Source organism: Streptomyces sp. NPDC045022 (genome assembly GCF_056432605.1).
This window is the reverse complement of the sequence record NZ_JBWKIR010000018.1, coordinates 94,525-111,094: the sequence shown is the minus strand read 5'-3', so window position 1 is coordinate 111,094 and position 16,570 is coordinate 94,525. Positions and strand designations below refer to the sequence as shown.

The 16,570-nt window shown below is 72.1% G+C and carries 18 protein-coding genes and 1 tRNA gene; 7 read left to right on the top strand and 12 right to left on the bottom strand.

All coding sequences use genetic code 11. The features are described 5' to 3' along the window. Positions 1-100 precede the first annotated feature (100 nt). Positions 101-799 (bottom strand): hypothetical protein, encoded by a 699-nt coding sequence (locus AC07C1_RS28130; protein ID WP_478943405.1) that lies wholly within the window; start codon positions 797-799, stop codon positions 101-103. 47 nt (positions 800-846) lie between these two features. Here AC07C1_RS28130 and AC07C1_RS28125 point away from each other — a divergent pair, with 47 nt between their 5' ends. After that, complete coding sequence (locus AC07C1_RS28125) at positions 847-1,035, top strand: DUF5703 family protein (RefSeq protein ID WP_014671721.1); 189 nt, start codon at positions 847-849, stop codon at positions 1,033-1,035. Positions 1,036-1,170: 135 nt separating this feature from the next. Here AC07C1_RS28125 and AC07C1_RS28120 read toward each other — a convergent pair whose 3' ends face one another. From AC07C1_RS28120 to AC07C1_RS28110, 3 genes are all read right to left on the bottom strand, one after another. Beyond that, a complete protein-coding gene (locus tag AC07C1_RS28120; protein ID WP_478943403.1) occupies positions 1,171-2,112 on the bottom strand; it encodes a chaplin in 942 nt (313 codons plus the stop codon). A gap of 145 nt (positions 2,113-2,257) precedes the next feature. Further along, positions 2,258-2,491 carry a chaplin ChpH gene (gene chpH, locus AC07C1_RS28115; RefSeq protein WP_478943401.1) on the bottom strand — a complete coding sequence of 78 codons (234 nt, stop codon included), beginning with the start codon at positions 2,489-2,491 and terminating at the stop codon, positions 2,258-2,260. A gap of 146 nt (positions 2,492-2,637) precedes the next feature. Next, the gene (locus tag AC07C1_RS28110; protein ID WP_478943399.1) at positions 2,638-3,963 is read right to left on the bottom strand and encodes a M20/M25/M40 family metallo-hydrolase; all 1,326 of its coding nucleotides are present in this window, start codon (positions 3,961-3,963) and stop codon (positions 2,638-2,640) included. 259 nt (positions 3,964-4,222) lie between these two features. Between AC07C1_RS28110 and AC07C1_RS28105 the strand changes: the two genes are divergently transcribed. Next, a tRNA-Leu gene (locus tag AC07C1_RS28105) sits at positions 4,223-4,310 on the top strand. A 64-nt stretch (positions 4,311-4,374) separates the two neighbouring features. On the opposite strand, the gene AC07C1_RS28100 is transcribed toward AC07C1_RS28105, so the two are convergent. Further along, entirely contained in the window at positions 4,375-4,776 is a 402-nt protein-coding gene (locus AC07C1_RS28100; RefSeq protein ID WP_478943397.1) for an SgcJ/EcaC family oxidoreductase, read from the bottom strand. A gap of 57 nt (positions 4,777-4,833) precedes the next feature. Between AC07C1_RS28100 and polX the strand changes: the two genes are divergently transcribed. Beyond that, the gene (gene polX, locus AC07C1_RS28095; protein WP_478943395.1) at positions 4,834-6,561 is read left to right on the top strand and encodes a DNA polymerase/3'-5' exonuclease PolX; all 1,728 of its coding nucleotides are present in this window, start codon (positions 4,834-4,836) and stop codon (positions 6,559-6,561) included. Between the two features lie 9 nt (positions 6,562-6,570). Here polX and AC07C1_RS28090 read toward each other — a convergent pair whose 3' ends face one another. Genes AC07C1_RS28090 through AC07C1_RS28080 form a run of 3 tightly spaced genes read right to left on the bottom strand, consistent with a single transcriptional unit; the run spans position 6,571 to position 9,342 of the window. Next, complete coding sequence (locus tag AC07C1_RS28090) at positions 6,571-7,701, bottom strand: CapA family protein (RefSeq protein ID WP_478943393.1); 1,131 nt, start codon at positions 7,699-7,701, stop codon at positions 6,571-6,573. A 9-nt stretch (positions 7,702-7,710) separates the two neighbouring features. Further along, positions 7,711-9,015, bottom strand: a complete 1,305-nt coding sequence (locus AC07C1_RS28085) for a phosphoribosyltransferase family protein (protein ID WP_478943391.1) — start codon at positions 9,013-9,015, stop codon at positions 7,711-7,713. A 12-nt stretch (positions 9,016-9,027) separates the two neighbouring features. Next, the gene (locus AC07C1_RS28080) at positions 9,028-9,342 is read right to left on the bottom strand and encodes a dsRBD fold-containing protein (RefSeq protein WP_478943389.1); all 315 of its coding nucleotides are present in this window, start codon (positions 9,340-9,342) and stop codon (positions 9,028-9,030) included. A gap of 112 nt (positions 9,343-9,454) precedes the next feature. Here AC07C1_RS28080 and AC07C1_RS28075 point away from each other — a divergent pair, with 112 nt between their 5' ends. After that, positions 9,455-9,838, top strand: a complete 384-nt coding sequence (locus AC07C1_RS28075; RefSeq protein ID WP_478943388.1) for a YchJ family protein — start codon at positions 9,455-9,457, stop codon at positions 9,836-9,838. Between the two features lie 5 nt (positions 9,839-9,843). Here AC07C1_RS28075 and AC07C1_RS28070 read toward each other — a convergent pair whose 3' ends face one another. Then, complete coding sequence (locus AC07C1_RS28070; RefSeq protein ID WP_478943386.1) at positions 9,844-10,545, bottom strand: FadR/GntR family transcriptional regulator; 702 nt, start codon at positions 10,543-10,545, stop codon at positions 9,844-9,846. Between the two features lie 140 nt (positions 10,546-10,685). On the opposite strand from AC07C1_RS28070, the gene AC07C1_RS28065 reads away from it, so the two are divergent. Next, the gene (locus tag AC07C1_RS28065) at positions 10,686-11,204 is read left to right on the top strand and encodes a gluconokinase (RefSeq protein ID WP_478943384.1); all 519 of its coding nucleotides are present in this window, start codon (positions 10,686-10,688) and stop codon (positions 11,202-11,204) included. A 37-nt stretch (positions 11,205-11,241) separates the two neighbouring features. Further along, positions 11,242-12,639 (top strand): GntP family permease, encoded by a 1,398-nt coding sequence (locus AC07C1_RS28060; RefSeq protein WP_478943382.1) that lies wholly within the window; start codon positions 11,242-11,244, stop codon positions 12,637-12,639. A gap of 188 nt (positions 12,640-12,827) precedes the next feature. Here the strand turns inward: AC07C1_RS28060 and AC07C1_RS28055 are convergent, their stop codons facing one another. The 3 genes from AC07C1_RS28055 to AC07C1_RS28045 form a co-directional block, all read right to left on the bottom strand. Beyond that, a complete protein-coding gene (locus AC07C1_RS28055; RefSeq protein WP_478943380.1) occupies positions 12,828-13,454 on the bottom strand; it encodes a cytochrome b/b6 domain-containing protein in 627 nt (208 codons plus the stop codon). Continuing rightward, on the bottom strand, positions 13,438-14,166 hold the full coding sequence (locus tag AC07C1_RS28050; protein WP_478943378.1) for a molybdopterin-dependent oxidoreductase: 729 nt from the start codon (positions 14,164-14,166) through the stop codon (positions 13,438-13,440). The genes AC07C1_RS28055 and AC07C1_RS28050 overlap by 17 nt, the downstream gene beginning before the upstream one ends. Positions 14,167-14,304: 138 nt before the next feature. Further along, positions 14,305-15,288, bottom strand: coding sequence for a hypothetical protein (locus AC07C1_RS28045; RefSeq protein WP_478943376.1), 984 nt, complete (start codon positions 15,286-15,288; stop codon positions 14,305-14,307). Between the two features lie 384 nt (positions 15,289-15,672). On the opposite strand from AC07C1_RS28045, the gene AC07C1_RS28040 reads away from it, so the two are divergent. Continuing rightward, complete coding sequence (locus AC07C1_RS28040; protein WP_478943374.1) at positions 15,673-16,569, top strand: DMT family transporter; 897 nt, start codon at positions 15,673-15,675, stop codon at positions 16,567-16,569. Position 16,570 lies beyond the last annotated feature (1 nt).

Below are 16,570 nucleotides of genomic sequence, written 5' to 3'. Positions count from 1 at the left end.
CCCTTCGACGCGGATCCGGGATCGCTCTCCCCCACGGCCTCGACGCGGCGGGGGGAGGGGTGCCGTTCCGGCCTGGGCCGCTACGGCACCGCCACCCCGCTCACTTCTCGGTGTCCAGCGGCTCCAAGCCCTCGTCCTGGTCCTGGTCCTCGTCGTCCCCGACGAACTCGAGGTCGTCCTCCTCGTCCGCGTCGTCGAACACGGCGCTGACGTCGACCCGCCACACCACCTGCTGCGGATCGATGTGCTCGAACGGCGCGTCCAGCCACTCCCCTGCCTCGGGAGTCTCGTCCGTCGCGGTGACCCAGAGTGTGGAGTCGCCCTCCTCCAGGCCGAACTCCTTGTGCCGGGAGGCGATCTCGTCCGGTTCGAACTCACCGAAGAGGGTGTTCAGCGCCCCGGGGAGCGTACCGGCGGCACCGTCGGCGCTGCCGCCGAGGTCCTCGTACTCCACCGCCTCGACCCGCTGGGCCTGGGCCAGCAGCCGCTGGGGTTCCGCCACGGTGTAGTCGCGGCGGATCAGCACGCTGATCGCGCTCGGTTCCTCGGGGCCCGCGTAGGGCGGCAGCGTGTCCTCCCCACCCGGGATCTCGAAGGGCGTGACCTCGTCGTAGCGGTCGTAGAGCAGTTCGTCGTACGCCTCGGCGGCCGCGGCCAGCTGGTTGAACGCCTCGTATACGGCCGGGTCGTCCTCCCCCGACCTGCGTTCGACCGCCGCCAGATGACGGTCGAGCGCGGTCTTGACCACCTCGGCGGCGGCGCGTACCTCGGCAGCGGTGGGCTGCGCAGCATCAGACATAGTGCAGACGCTATCCGTACCGGGCACCAGCCCGCACAATAGATGCGATGCCGGAATACGAATTTGTCGACGTGTACGTACCTCGTGGGGTGTCCCGCAAGGAGGCGACACGTCTGCTGACGGACCATGCCGAGTACGGACACTGGGAGTTGGACCGACTGAGCCTGCTGCGCGATGGCAGCCGCAGGGTGCGGTTGCGCCGGCGGATCATCCGCCAGGTGCGTGCCACGTGGTGAGACGGGACACATGAACGGAGCGGGCCCCGCCGGCATCGGCAGGGCCCGCTCCGTTCTTCCGGACGGTACGGCCTTCATGTCGGGCCGCACCGCCCTCTTGCCAGAGCCGTACCGCTTCCGTGACCGGCGTCGCGGTTACGCCGCGGCCCGCGCCTTGCGGTAGAGCACCGCGCCCGCGAGCAGCGCGCCCGCGCCGACCGGCAGCGCGAGGCCCAGCGGCACATCGCTGCCCGTGTGCGCGAGCTGGGCGGTGGCCAGGGATCCTGCGGGACTGCCGCCCTGCGCCTTGACCTGGGACGAGCCGTGGGACGTGTCACCTCCCCGGGCGGGCGGGGTGTCCGTTCCGGGCCGGCCCGGGTGGTGCGGAGTGCCGGGCTGCCCCGGGTGACCGGGCTGCCCCGGCTTCCCGGGCGGGTTGCCGTGTCCGTCGCCCGGCGGCTGGGCGTGGTGACCGCCGCCGTTGGCGCACTCGTTGCCCGTGGTGGCGTTCCCGGCGCCGATGACGTCCACGCTGTTGCCGCAGACGTTCACCGGGGCGTCGATCGGCACCTGCACGGTGTTGCCGGAGCCGACGCCCGGCGAGCCGCCGGTGTGGCCGCCCGCGTGCGAACCGCCGGAGCCCGAGGCGCCGCCCTGGTTGGCACACGAGTTGCCGACCGACGGGTTGAGGAGCCCGACCACGTTCACGCTGTTGCCGCAGACGTTCACCGGCGCGTGTACCGGTGCCTGCACCGTGTTGCCGGAGCCGACGCCCGGCGAGCCGCCGGTGTGGCCGCCCGCGTGCGAACCGGCGGAGCCGGCGTGGCCCGTGTCGCCGTACCCCCCCGAGGTGCCGCCCTGGTTGGCACACGAGTTGCCGACCGACGGGTTGAGGAGCCCGACGACGTTCACGGTGTTGCCGCAGACGTTCACCGGCGCGTGTACCGGTGCCTGCACCGTGTTGCCGGACAGTACGCCGGGTGAGCCGGCGGCGATGCCGTTCGCGCCCGAGTCGGCGTGGGCGTAGCCGCCCGCGGCGGCAATCACACCGGTCGCTGCGGCCATGGTCATCAAGCCCTTGCGGGTGCTCTGTCGCATGCTGAATTCCCCCCTGCCTTCGTTTTCCCGAAAACGACCGGTCCAGGAAAGGGACCGGTGTCGAAAAGACCGGTCGGCTACGGAGCGCATGGCGCGCGCTCCGAGGCCGACGGCTCGTAAAAGACGCCCCCTCAGGGAGCCGACGTCACTTGTTGACGCAGGTGTTGCCGAAGGCGGGGCTCAGAAGCCCGATCACGTCGACCGTGTTGCCACAGACGTTCACCGGGACGTGCACGGGCACCTGGATGACGTTGCCGGAGACGACACCCGGGGACTGCACGGCAGCACCCTGGGCACCGGAGTCGGCGACGGCCAGGCCCGCGCCCGCGAGAACCAGCCCACCGGTGGCAGCCGCAGCAGCGACGACCTTCTTGATCATTATTCCTCCTTGTTGGCAATGCGATCCCAAGGTGCGGAATCACATCACCTGTAACGAGGAGGAACTAATGAAGCTACGAGCCTATCGTCGCATTCACCCTTCTCAGTCGATCTCGTACGGCTGCCCGATTACCTGAGGGCAGGACCTCACGACGCGTCGATGAATCGGTCGAGCACCCGCACACCGAACTGGAGCCCGTCCACCGGCACCCGCTCGTCCACGCCGTGGAACATGCCGGCGAAGTCCAGCTCCGGCGGCAGCTTCAGCGGCGCGAAGCCGAAGCCGCGGATGCCGAGGTCGTCGAAGGACTTGGCGTCGGTGCCGCCGGAGAGCATGTAGGGGATCGCCTTGGCGGTGGGGTCCTCGGCGAGCAGCGCGGACTGCATGGCCGCCACCAGCGCGCCGTCGAAGGTGGTCTCGACGGCCTTGTCGGAGTGCACGTCCTCGCGGCGGACGTGCGGCCCGAGCAGCCGGTCGAGGTCGCCGAGGAACTCCTCCTCGTGGCCCGGCAGGAACCGCCCGTCGATGTGCGCGGTGGCCTCGCCCGGGATCACGTTGACCTTGTACCCGGCGTTCAGCTGGGTGGGGTTGGCGGTGTTCCGCAGGGTCGCGCCGATCAGCTTGGCGATGCCGCCGAGCTTGGCGAGGGTGGACTCCATGTCCTCCGGGTCCAGCTCGGTGCCGAGCGCGTCGCCCAGTTCGTCGAGGAAGGCCCGGGTGGTCTTGGTGACCCGCACCGGGAACGTGTGCCGGCCGACCCGGGCGACGGCCTCCGACAGCTCGGTGATGGCGTTGTCGCGGTGGATCATCGACCCGTGCCCGGCGGTACCGGCCACGGTCAGCTTCATCCAGTGCATGCCCTTCTCGGCCGTCTGGATCAGGTAGAGCCGGCGCTGCTCGTCCACGGTGAAGGAGAAGCCGCCGACCTCGCTGATCGCCTCGGTGACGCCCTCGAACAGCCCGGGGTGGTTGTCGACCAGGTGACGGGCGCCGTAGGTGCCACCCGCCTCCTCGTCCGCGAGGAAGGCGACCACGATGTCCCGCGGGGGCCGCCGCCCGCTGCGCAGCCGGTCGCGCACGACCGCGAGGGTCATGGCGTCCATGTCCTTCATGTCGACGGCTCCGCGTCCCCACACGCACCCGTCGGCGACCTCACCGGAGAACGGGTGGTGGGTCCAGTCGACGGCGTTGGCCGGTACGACGTCGAGGTGGCCGTGGATCAGCAGCGCGGGCCGGGACGAATCCGCACCCTCGATGCGCGCCACGGTCGAGGCGCGCCCCGGGTGCGACTCGAAGATCTGCGGCTCCAGCCCGACCTCGGCGAGCTTCTCGGCGACCCACTCGGCGGCCTTGCGTTCACCGGGCCCGGAGTGGTCGCCGTAGTTGCTGGTGTCGAACCGGATCAGCTCGCGGCAGAGGTCCACGACCTCGTCCTCGCCGGTGACGCTCCTGGCCGTGTCCGTCTCGCTCACGCTGCTTCCTCCCGCTGTCACTACTGGCTGTCCGCCGGCCGTCCCGCCCGCCGTCGTGCCGGAGCCGTCCTGCCGTGGTGTCCTCATCCTCTCTCCGCCCCTGCCCCGGGCCCAAGACCGGTCCCGGCCCGTCACACGCCGTTCACCTGCGAGCGGCTCCGGGGACGGGGTGATCGGCCACCCCGGAAAGCCTGGTAATGTTTCCTTCGTCGCCGCGAGGGAAGCCCGCCGAAGGGAAGCCTCGCACGACAGACACCTTGTCCGGGTGGCGGAATGGCAGACGCGCTAGCTTGAGGTGCTAGTGCCCTTTATCGGGCGTGGGGGTTCAAGTCCCCCCTCGGACACCAGCGAAAACCCCAGTTCACCTGGGGTTTTTCTGTTTCTCAGGCACTTCTGCCCCGCATCGGAACGCTAACCGGCCCGCACTTCGGTGTTCTGGCATGCGTGCAGCAGCCACCTTCCGTCATCCTGCTTGGTCATGATGTACAGCGGAGCGCCTTCGGTGTCGCCCGCTGCCGAGTGGTAGATCTGGCGGATCTTGACGGCCGCCACGTCGGGCCGCAGGAACTGCGTGTGCACCGCCTCATAGGTGACCTCACCGTCCCAGCTCGCGGCGGGCAGCACGGCGCGGGTGAACTCGGCGATCGCGTCGAAGCCGATGAGGACCTTGCCATGGGCGGTCGTCCAGAGGGCATCGGGACGGAACAGCGCGAGGAAGCCCTCCACGTCCTTGGCGCGCTGGGTGCGCTCGACGGTGGCGACGACCTGCTCGATGGCCTCGATGTCTGCGGTTTCGGTGGTCATGCAGATCATTCTGAGACCTCAAGTGAGCTTGAGGTCAAGGCGATCGGGCTTTCCTACACTTGAGGGGTGGCCCGGCGCAACGAGGAGGTCGAGGCGCTCCTGCGGGAGTACGCCGACCTCGTCGCGATCACGGGAGGCGACGCCTTCAAGGCCCGCGCCTACGAGAAGGCGGCGCGTGCCATCGGCGGCCATCCCGCCGACATAGCGCGGATGGACGCCGACGGGCTCAGGGAGATCCCGAACGTGGGCCGGTCGATCGCCGAGAAGGTGGTCGAGTACCTGCGCACCGGGAGGATGGCGGTGGTCGAGGAGCGCAGGGCCGCGATCCCGGCCGGGGTGCGGGAGCTGATCACGATCCCCACCCTGGGGCCCAAGAAGGCGCTGCGGCTCTACGAGGACCTGCACATCTCGTCGGTGGACGCGCTGGCCGCGGCCATCGAGGCGGACGCGCTGGCCGACCTGAGGGGCTTCGGCGAGAAGACGCAGGAGAACATCCGGCACGGCATCGAGCTGCTCCGGCGGGCGGGCGCCCGGGTGCCGCTGCCGTCGGCGCTGGACACGGCCGAGGAGATCGTCGCCGCGCTGTCCGGGGTGGCGGGCTGCGAGCGCTGCGCCTACGCCGGCTCCCTGCGCCGGATGCGGGAGACCGTCGGGGATCTCGACGTCCTGGTCGCGGCGGAACGGTCGGCGCCGTTCATGGCGGCGCTGTGCGAGCTGCCGGCCACCGCCGAGGTCATCGCGCGGGGCACGAAGAAGACGTCGGTGCGCACGGCCAAGGGGCTCCAGGTCGACCTGCGGGTGCTGCCGCCGGAGTCGTGGGGCGCCGGAATGCAGTACTTCACCGGTTCCCGGGCGCACAACATCCGCACCCGCACCATCGCCGTGCACCGCGGGCTGAAGCTGTCCGAGTACGGCCTGTTCGACACCGGGAGCGGGGAGTCGGTCGCGTCCCGCACCGAGGAGGAGGTGTACGCACGGCTCGGGCTGCCGTGGATCCCGCCGGCGCTGCGGGAGGACCGCGGGGAGATCGAGGCGGCCCTGCGCGGTGAGCTGCCCGAGCTGGTGACCGAGCGGGACATCCGCGGTGACCTGCACACCCACACCGACCTCACGGACGGGCTCGCCCCGCTGGAGGCGATGGTGGAGGCGGCGGCCGAGCGCGGTCACGCCTACTACGCGGTCACCGACCACGCGCCGAACCTGTACATGCAGCGCATGACCGAGGAGAAGATCCTCGCCCAGCGGGAGCGGCTGCGGGAGCTGGACGGCACCCACCACCGGATGCGGCTGCTGCACGGCACGGAGCTGAACATCGGTCCGGACGGCGAGGTGGACTGGCCCCAGGAGTTCCTGGCCGGTTTCGATCTGTGCGTGGCCTCGCTGCACTCCCACTTCGACCAGGACCGGGCGGCCATGACCAGACGGCTGGTGCGGGCCTGCGAGAACCCGTACGTCGACATCATCGGGCACCCGACGACCCGGCTGATCGGCAAGCGGCCGGGGGTCGACGCCGACTGGGAGGAGGTGTTCGCGGCCTGCGCGCGTACCGGTACCGCGCTGGAGATCAACGCTCAGCCGGACCGGCTGGACCTGTGCGACGAGGACATCCTGCGCGCCAAGGCGTACGGGGTGAGGTTCGCCGTGACCTCCGACGCCCACTCCGTCCCGCACCTCGCGCAGCTGTGCTACGGCGTCGGCACCGCCCAGCGCGGCTGGCTCACCCGGGAGGACGTGATCAACACCTGGCCGCTGTCCCGGCTGCGCCGTTTCCTGCGCGGGAGCGGGCGGCACTGAGTCCCGGCCTCAGAGCGGCGCGCCCCCGCGCAGGGGCCGTACCGTGAGCGTGCCGCCGGCTCCGTGCTCGACCCGGGTGCCGAGGCCGCGGGCGTACCGGTCGAGTACGGTGCGCAGCCAGGCGGTGTCCTCGGTCGAGGCGTGCTCCAAGCGCAGCCGGCGTGCCTGGAACGGCACCATCCGCAGACCGGTCAGCCGGCCGGTGCCGGGCTCGACCGACACCAGGTACAGCAGCCGCAGGTCGTCGCGGTAACGCTCGTAGCCGCCGATGCCCTCGTAGTCGTCGACGAGGTCGCCGCTGCCGTAGAGGACGAGCCTGCCCCGGTACACCTCCGGTGGCCGTGGATGGTGCGAGGAGTGCCCGTGGACGATGTCGACGCCCGCGTCGACGAGCGCGTGGGCGAAGCGGACCTCGTCGCGGGAGACGGCGTAGCCCCAGTTGGGGCCCCAGTGGACGGACGCGACGACGATGTCGCCGGGCCGCTCGGCCTGCCGCAGGCGGTCGGCGAACCGCAGGGCGGCGGCCGCGGTCGGCGCGGTGACGAGGGCCACGCCGGGCCGTTCGGCGGTGGCGGCCCAGCTGTGCGGGATCCCACTGGACGGCATCCCGAAGGAGAAGACCAGGACACGTCCGCCCGGCCGCAGCGGGACGGTCGCCGGGCGCCATGCCGCGGCCGCGTCCCGGCCCGCCCCGGCGGTGCGCAGCCCGGCCGCCGCCAGGGAGTCCAGCGTCTCCCCGAGGCCGGCCGGCCCGAAATCGAGCACGTGGTTGTTGGCGAGGGCGCAGACGTCGGGGCGGGCCGCGGCGAGGCAGGGCAGGTTGGCCGGGTGCATCCGGTAGTGGACGGACTTGCCGGGCGCGAAGTCGCCGTCCCGGGTGACGGCCGTCTCCAGGTTGATCACCCGCACGTCCGGCGCGGCACGCTCCAGAACGGGCAGCGCCTCGCCCCATGGCCAGGTGTGGTCCACGGGCCGGGGTACCGGTCCGTTCGCCGCCTGTGCCAGGGCGACGTAGTCCCGGGCGTCGCGCACGTGGTCCTCCCGCAGGACCGGATCGCCGGGGTGCGGGAGGATCTGGTCGACGCCCCTGCCCAGCATGACGTCGCCCGTGAGGCACAGGGTGACGAGCCCCTCGGGCATGATCCGCGCCTACACGTGCGCGGGTGCCATGTGGTCCGTGAACCAGTCGCGGGCCAGCTCGGTCACCCTCTCCAGCGTGCCGGGCTCCGCGAAGAGGTGGGTGGCGCGGGGCACCACCTCGAGCCGGTTCTCGCACCGGAGTCGTGCCTGGGCGTCCCGGTTGAGGTCGAGCACCAGCGGATCGGCACCGCCGACGACGAGCAGGGTGGGCGCCGTCACCGCGGCCAGCCGTGGTCCGGCGAGATCGGGCCGGCCGCCGCGGGAGACGACCGCGGCGGCCCGCGCGGAGGGTTCGGCGGCGGCCCACAGGGCGGCGGCCGCGCCGGTGCTGGCGCCGAAGTAGCCGACGGCGAGCCCCTCGACGCCGGGTTCCGCGCGCAGCCGGCGGGTGGCGTCCAGCAGCCGGCCGGCCAGCAGCCCGATGTCGAAGACGTTGCTCCGGTCGCCCTCCTCCTCGTCGGTGAGCAGATCGAACAGCAGGGTGCCGAGCCCGGCCCGGTGCAGACCCTCGGCCACGAGCCGGTTGCGCGGGCTGTGCCGGCTGCTGCCGCTGCCGTGGGCGAAGGCCACGACGCCGGTGGCGCCGTCGGGCAGGGTGAGCCGCCCGCGCAGCCGCACGGGGCCGGCCGCCACCGTCACCTCCCGGTCCGTGGAACCGGCGCCGGCGGTGCGCGGGTGGCGGTTCGCGGCCCGCCGCAGACAGAGGGTGACCTCCTCGTCGTCGACCTGGGCGAAGTCGGCGTAGAACTGGCCGACGGCGGCGAAGTCCCAGGGGGTGGCCAGGCAGACGAGTTCGTCGGCGTCCGTGCCCAGTCTCCGGGCGAAGTCGCGCGGGGCCACGGGGACCGCCAGCACGACACGGGCCGCGCCCCACGCCCGGGCGATCCGGCAGGCGGCCCGAGCGGTGGAGCCGGTGGCCACTCCGTCGTCCACGACCAGCGCGGTCCGGCCGGCGACGGGGACGCGGGGCACCTCACCCCGGTAGCGCGCGGCCCGTTCCCGAAGCACCCGGCGCTCGTCCTCCTCGACCCGTGCGAGGTCCGCCGCCGTGACCCCGGTTCCCTTCAGCACCTCCTGGTTGATCACCCGCACGCCGTCCTCGCCGATCGCCCCCATGCCCAGCTCCGGCTGGTACGGCACACCGAGTTTGCGCACCAGGCAGATGTCCAGAGGCGCGTCGAGCGCCTCGGCGACCGCCGCGGCGACCGGCACCCCTCCTCGCGGCAGCCCCAGCACCACCACGTCCCGGCCCCTGAGGTGGCTGAGGCGAGCGCCCAGCCGCCGTCCCGCTTCGAGACGGTTTCTGAAGTGCACGGTGGGGCTCCTTCACTCCCGGGTCAGCCACAGCGGGGCCGGGCCGCCCTCCGTCTCGGCGGCTCCCGTCGACCTCATGTCCCCGTCGGCGGCGCGCAGCAGCATGCGGCCCATGGCGATGAGGGCGCGTCCGGCGGCGAGTTCGTCGCCGATGTCCGCCATCGCCGGGTCGTAGGGGTTGCGGCGGGCCTCCGCGTGGCTCTCCAGGACGTTGTCGCCGGTGTCCAGGACGATCCGGGCCGTGGTGTCCGGGTCGTGCTCGGACAGGTACAGGTTCAGCCGCCACTCCTTGACGGCCGGAGGACGGCTGCTCACGGGTCGGGTCATCGTCCGTCTCTCCTCCCTGCGCTACGGGCCCGGAAGGGCACGGCGGTTCGGCCCTTCCACTGTGCACCCGGCCGACGGCGGGCGCCTCCCCTGCCACGGGCAGAATGAGGCCATGACCACGCGCACCTGCCCCTGCGGGCTCCCCCGGTCCTACGACGCCTGCTGTGGCCGTTTCCACGCGGGTTCGGCCGCCGCGCCGACCGCCGAGGCGCTGATGCGGTCGCGGTACAGCGCGTTCGTGAAGGGGGACGCGGGGTATCTGCTGCGGACGTGGCATCCCCGGACCCGGCCGCAGCGGCTGGACCTCGATCCCGGGATGAAGTGGACCGGTCTGGAGATCCGCGGCAGCACCGACGGGTCCGCCTTCCACACCGCCGGGACGGTGACCTTCCGGGCCTCCTACCGGGGCGGTTCGCTGCTCGAGCGGAGCCGGTTCGAGCGGGTGGACGGGGCGTGGCTGTACGTCGACGCGGATTTCCCCGAAGAGCGCCGGTAGCGCCGCTAGGGGGCCAGGATGTCCAGTTCCTGGAGGGCGCCCACGGTGATCTCCCTGGTCAGTTCCTCCGCGCGGACCGCGTCGCCCGCGCGGACCGCCTCGGCCACGCGCACGTGCAGGGTGACGGCAGCCGGGTCGGGGTCCTCGAACATGACCTCGTGATGGGTGCGGCCGGCCAGGACCTCCGCGACGACGTCGCCGAGGCGGGCGAACATCTCGTTGCCCGAGGCGTTGAGGACGGCCCGGTGGAAGGCGATGTCGTGGATCAGGTACGCCTCCAGCTTGTGGCCGCGTGAGTTGGCCACCATGCCGAGCGCGCACTCGGTGAGTTCGGCGCACTGCTCCGCGCTGGCGTGCTTGGCGGCGAGGCCCGCCGCGACCGGTTCGATCGCGGACCGCAGCACGGTCAGGGAGCGGAGCTGGTGCGGGCGGTCGGCGCCCGCGAGACGCCAGCGGATGACCTGCGGGTCGTAGACGTTCCACTCGGCCTTCGGGCGGACCGTCACGCCCACGCGGCGGCGGGACTCGACCAGGTGCATGGACTCCAGCACCCGCACCGCCTCGCGCATCACGGAGCGTGACACCTCGAAGTGCTGTGCGAGTTCGTCCGTGCGCAGAACGCTGCCGGGCGGGTACTCGCCCGCTGTGATCGCGGGGCCGAGGGAGTCCAGTACGCGGCCGTGCAGCCCCCGGCCCGGTGTGCTCATGCACTCAGCGTACGGCGTGGATCACGGAACCAAAAAGTCAGACTTATACGTCACAGACTCTTGAATTCGTCGTACCTAATGGGTTTCAGTGTGGCGACGCCGATCTGGCGTCGGATGTCGAGGAAGACAGCGAGGCAGTCATGCGTACCCCCCAGGTCGTCGTCGTCATGGGCGTCGCGGGGACGGGCAAGACCACCATCGGTCCCTTGCTCGCCGCGCGGCTGGGCGTGCCGTACGCCGAGGGCGACGACTTCCACCCGAAGGCCAACATCGACAAGATGTCGGCCGGGATCCCGCTCGAGGACAGCGACAGGTGGCCGTGGCTCGACGCCATCGGGCACTGGGCGCACGGGCGGGCCGGACTCGGCGGGGTCGTCAGCAGCTCGGCGCTGAAGCGGTCGTACCGCGACCGGCTCAGGGCCGTCGCCCCCGGAATCGTGTTCGTGCACCTCACGGGCGACCGGAAGCAGATCGAGGACCGGATGCGGCAGCGGCAGGGGCACTTCATGCCGACCGCGCTGCTGGACTCCCAGTTCGCCACGCTGCAGCCCCTGGAGCCGGACGAGGCGGGCGTCGACGTCGACGTCAGCGGCGACCCCCAGGAGATCACCCAACGCGCCGTGCGCGCACTGGCCGCGCTTCCCGTCGCATCCGAGTAGCACCTCCCCCGTCCCCCGTACATCACAAGGGAACCCCGTGACCAGACTCAGCGTCGAGATGCTGGCAGCGGACGCGCCTGCGCCGATCACCTCCGCCGGACACGCCCAGCTGGGCATCGCCGTCCTGGTGGGCATCGCCGTCATCGTCGTGCTCATCACCAAGTTCAAGCTCCATGCCTTCCTGGCCCTGACCCTCGGGTCACTGGTGCTCGGCGCGGTCGCCGGAGCGCCGCTCGACAAGGCCATCGTCAGCTTCACCACCGGACTCGGCACCACGGTGGCCGGCGTCGGCGTCCTGATCGCGCTCGGGGCGATCCTGGGCAAGCTGCTCGCCGACTCCGGCGGCGCCGACGAGATCGTGGACACGATCCTCGCCAAGGCGGGCGGGCGCGCCATGCCCTGGGCGATGGTGCTGATCGCGTCCGTGATCGGCCTGCCGCTGTTCTTCGAGGTCGGCATCGTGCTGCTGATCCCGGTCGTGCTGATGGTCGCCAAGCGCGGCAACTACTCCCTGATGCGCATCGGCATCCCCGCCCTCGCCGGTCTGTCGGTGATGCACGGGCTGATCCCGCCTCACCCCGGCCCGCTGGTCGCGATCGACGCGCTGCACGCCAATCTGGGCCTGACCCTGGCGTTCGGCATCCTCGTCGCCATACCGACGGTGATCGTCGCCGGTCCGCTGTTCTCGAAGGTCGCGGCCCGCTGGGTGGACGTCCCGGCCCCCGAGCGCATGCTGCCGCAGCGCCCCTCGGAGGAGCTGGAGCGCCGTCCGGGCTTCGGCGCGACGCTCGCCACCGTGCTGCTGCCGGTGGTGCTGATGCTGGCCAGGGCGCTGGTGGACATCGTCATCGACGACCCGGCGAACCGGACCCAGCGCGTCTTCGATGTCATCGGCTCGCCGCTGATCGCCCTGCTCGCCGCCGTGCTCGTCGGCTTCTTCACCCTGGGCCGGCCCGCCGGATTCAGCAAGGACCGCCTGCAGCAGACCGTCGAGAAGGGCCTGATGCCCATCGCCGGCATCCTGCTGATCGTCGGCGCGGGCGGCGGCTTCAAGCAGACACTGATCGACTCCGGCGTGGGCCGGATGATCCTGGACGTCTCCAAGGACTGGTCGATCCCGGCACTGCTGCTGGGCTGGCTGATCGCGGTGGTGATCCGGCTGGCGACCGGCTCGGCGACGGTGGCGACGGTCTCCGCGGCCGGTCTGGTCGCGCCGCTCGCGGCCGGCATGTCGGCCACCCACACCGCCCTGCTGGTCCTCGCCATCGGCGCCGGCTCCCTCTTCTTCAGCTTCGTCAACGACGCCGGCTTCTGGCTGGTGAAGGAGTACTTCGGGCTGAGCGTCGGGCAGACCGTCAAGACCTGGTCGGTGATGGAGACGATCATCTCGGTGGTCGCCGGCGGCCTGGTCCTGCTGCTGTCCCTGGTGATCTAGGGCCTTTCGTTTGGATCGTGCCGGATCAGGGAGCGGGGCATGATCCAAACGAGAGGCCCTGGAAGCGGTACGGCGATGACGGCTCACCCCCTCCTCGACATCGGCGGCCGCCGGGACCGCGGGCGTCGAGGAGCGGGTGGGCCCGCTCGACATCGTGGCCGACGACACCGGAGTTCCGAGGAGGGCGCCTACGGGCGCCACAGACGGTGTTCCCGCTCCGCCCACTGCCTCGTCACCGTCCCCGTCCGCAGCCCTCTTCGCGCCTCCGGGTCGCCCAGGGCCATGCCGATGTGGCCTGCCAGGACCACGCCGATCGTCAGGGCCAGCCAGTCGTGGACGAAGGTCGCCGAGGTGCGCCACATCAGCGGCGCGAGGCGGGTGAACCACATCAACAGGCCCGTGCCGAGCATGACCAGCGTCGCCCCGGAGATCCAGGCCGCGTAGATCTTCTGGCCGGCGTTGAACTTGCCGGCCGGACGCGAGGCGTGCCGTCTGTCGCGGCTGAGGGCGGCGAGCAGCCAGAGCCGGTCGTGCGGTCCGAAGCGGTTGAGGAAGCGCAGATCGGCGCGGAAGGCGCGGGAGGCCAGCCCCAGCAGGACCGGCACCGGCAGCGCGAGTCCCGCCCACTCGTGGACGCGGACGACCAGTTCGCGGCGGCCCACCAGGACCGCCACCTGCGGGATGTAGAGGGCGGCCGCGGTCACCACGCACACGCCCATCAGCGCCGCCGTGCCGCGGTGCACCCACCGTTCGGCCCGGCTGAAGCGGCGGACGCGGGCGCTCGGCGGGGCCGGGGTCTCAGCTCGTACGCTCATCGGACCGTCCGTTCGAGCGGCCGACCCAGGCGTCGACGTCGTAACCGAGGTTCTCCCAGTAGCCGGGCTTCACCCGGTCGGTGACCGTGATCCCGGAGAGCCATTTGGCCGACTTGTAGAAGTACATCGGGGCTACGTAGAGGCGGACCGGGCCGCCGTGGTCGTGGCCGATGTCCTTGTCCTGCATGCGCAGGGCGACCAGGACGTCCGGCCGGCGGGCCTGGTCGAGGGTGAGGCTCTCGCTGTAGGTGCCGTCGAAACAGGTGAAGCGGAGCGCCTTGGCGGAGGGGTGGACGCCCGCCGCGTCCAGCAGGTGGGAGAGCCGTACGCCCTCGAAAGGGGTGCCGGGGACGCGCCAGCCGGTGACGCACTGCACGTCCCTGACCAGCCGTGTCCGGGGCAGGGCACGCAGCTCGGCGAGGGTGTAGCTGCGCGGGTGGTCGACCAGGCCGTCGATGGTGAGGCGGTAGTCCGCGGGGCTCTTGTGCGGGACGGAGGCGGCGACGGAGTAGTAGCGGAAGCCGCCGCCGTTGGGCAGCAGGCCGGTGAGCCCGGTGGGGTCCTTGCCGGCGACGGTGCCGAGGACGCCTTCGAGGCCGCGCTGGAGTACGGGCGCGGCGACCACGCCGAACGCGCCCAGGCCGAGGGTGCCGAGGAAGACCCGGCGGCCGACCGGCCGGCCGTTCTGCTCCTCGGGTTGTTCAGGGTTCACAAACTCATTCGAGCACTCGGGGCCGCGCGCGGCCAGGGAAGCGGGCGGCCGGTCAGAATTCCGTAATCACTTCTCAGGTACGTCTCGGAAAGCCGTGTGTCTCAGCGCGAGCCGCGCGGATGCGGAAGTGCGGGCCTGTCACTGCCCGAGCGCGCGGGCGCGGGCCGCGTGGAAGGCCGTCAGGGGGTCGTGGTGCGCGTACGACCAGGGAGCCGGGGTGGCGTGCTCACCGATGCGCTGGAACAGGGCCGCCGCCTCGGCCGGGCGGCCCGCGCAGGACAGGGCGAAGGCGAGGTGGTTGAGGTCGAGGTGGCGGCGGGGGTGCTCGTCGTGCTCCCACTCCAGCCACCAGTCGAAGCCGGCGCGCAGGATGCGACGGGCCCGGGGACCGGACCAGTGCCCGGAGGCGGCCGGGTCGGCCGGGGTCAGGCCGGTGGCGGCGAGGACCCGGTAACGCTCGGCGTACGCGACGACCGGCAGCACGGCCAGCGGGGAATCGGCGGGGGCCTGTGCGGCGGCCAGCTCGGCGAGGTCGTACACCTCGTGGGTCTCCGCGCGGCCGCCCGGGGGCCGCTCGGCGAGGCGGGCGATCACCAGGTGGTGGGCGTGGTGGTGCTCGGGGTGGCGGCGGCGCAGCTCGGCGAAGGTGCCGAGCACCTCGCGCTCCGGGCCGAGGGCGCGAGCGAGCAGGAGCAGGCCGAGCCAGGGGGTGGGATCGGCGGGGGCGAGCGCGGCGGCCGTGGCGCAGGCCTCGCGGGCCCGGCCGGATTCCTCTTTGCCGCGCCGGGCTCGCTCGACCAGGGCCAGGGCGTACAGCGTGGCGGCGTCGGCGGACCCGGGCTCGGTGCGTACCCAGTCATGTGCCCAGGCGGCCGCGTACGGCTCCCGCGCCAGCACGGTGAGGCGGTGGCCGCGGCGGTCCCAGTCGTCGCCGGTGTGCAGCAGCAGGGCGCGGGCGGCCTGCCGGCGGCCCTGGGCCAACGCGGCCCGGGCGGTGCGCAGCGCGGCGTCGTCGAGGGCGTCGAGGGCGTCGTCGAAGGCGCCGCGGTCGTCCGGGGCGGTTTCGCCGGACGGGTCCGTGCGGGCCCGGCGAGCGCCGAGCAGAGGCGGGATTGGGGGCACCGCGGACTTCCTGTTTCTCGGGCTGCCATCGACCGATCACACACAGCAAACCCCGAGCCACGGATGGCGTCAAGCGGAACCGGAGTGTTGACGGCTTCAACTTCCGTGACTCGAGAGGAACTTGAGAGCATGAGCGCAGGCCGGCGGTCCGCGCCCCGGGTTCGGGCGGATTTCTGTGGCGCGCGCCATGGCGCCGGGCGGTCCGGACCCGGAACATGGCCGGACGGTCCCGCCGCCGCCCCCGATCCACCCCCTTGACCGACCGGGCAGCGTGACCGAGTCAACCGCCAGGTTCCGGGTACTCTCCGGGTCGATGCCGTCCCGGGAGCGCTACAGTCGGCCACTGCCCGTCCGTGGTCCGGCCGGATGATCGAGGTACGCAGCGTGTCCGTTCTGGTTCTCCTTCTCGCCGTGGGTGCGGCCTGCTGTCTGGGTTTCGGGTTCGTTCTGCAGCAGAACGTCGCACAGCGGGCGCCGCTCAACGACTTCCTCTCGCCCCGGCTGCTGCTCGACCTGATGCGGGTGCCGCGCTGGCTGGGCGGCCTGGGTCTGATGGTGGCCGGCATGGTGCTGGGCGCGATCGCGCTCGGCAGGGGGGAGATCTCCCTGGTCGAGCCGTTGCTCGCGACCAATCTGCTGTTCGCGCTCGCCCTCTCCCGCCACCAGACCAGACAGCCGCTGGGCCGACAGGGCTGGGCCGGTCTGCTGCTGCTCGCGGGAGGGGTGAGCGCGTTCATCATGGCGGGCGAGCCGCGCGGCGGCAGCGCCGTCGCCGACCCGCTGCGGCACTGGCTGATCATCGGCGCCATGGTGGGCCCGGCGCTCCTGCTCACGGCGTACGCCAAGCGCTCCCGGCTGAGCTGGGGGCCGGTCCTGCTGGCCATCGCCGCCGGGCTGCTGTACGGCGTGCAGGACGCGCTGACCCGGGTGAGCGGCACACGCTTCTCCGAGGGCGGCTTCACGGAGCTGTTCAGCGGCTGGCAGCCGTACGGTGTGCTGGCGTGCGGAGTCACCGGGCTGATCCTGGTGCAGAGCGCGTTCGAGACCGCGCCGCTGCGCATGTCACTGCCCGCGCTCACCGCGGCCGAGCCGCTCGCCGGGATCCTGTGCGGGGTGGGCTTCCTCGGTGACCGGCTGCGCACCGACACCGGGGCGCTGGCCTGGGAGGCGGCCGGGCTCGCGGCCGTCGTCACGGGCATCGTGCTGCTCGGGCTGCACCCGGCGATGCCGTGCGGTGCGGCGAAGGCGGAGCCCCCGGCCCGGGACCTGCAGCGGCGCTGAA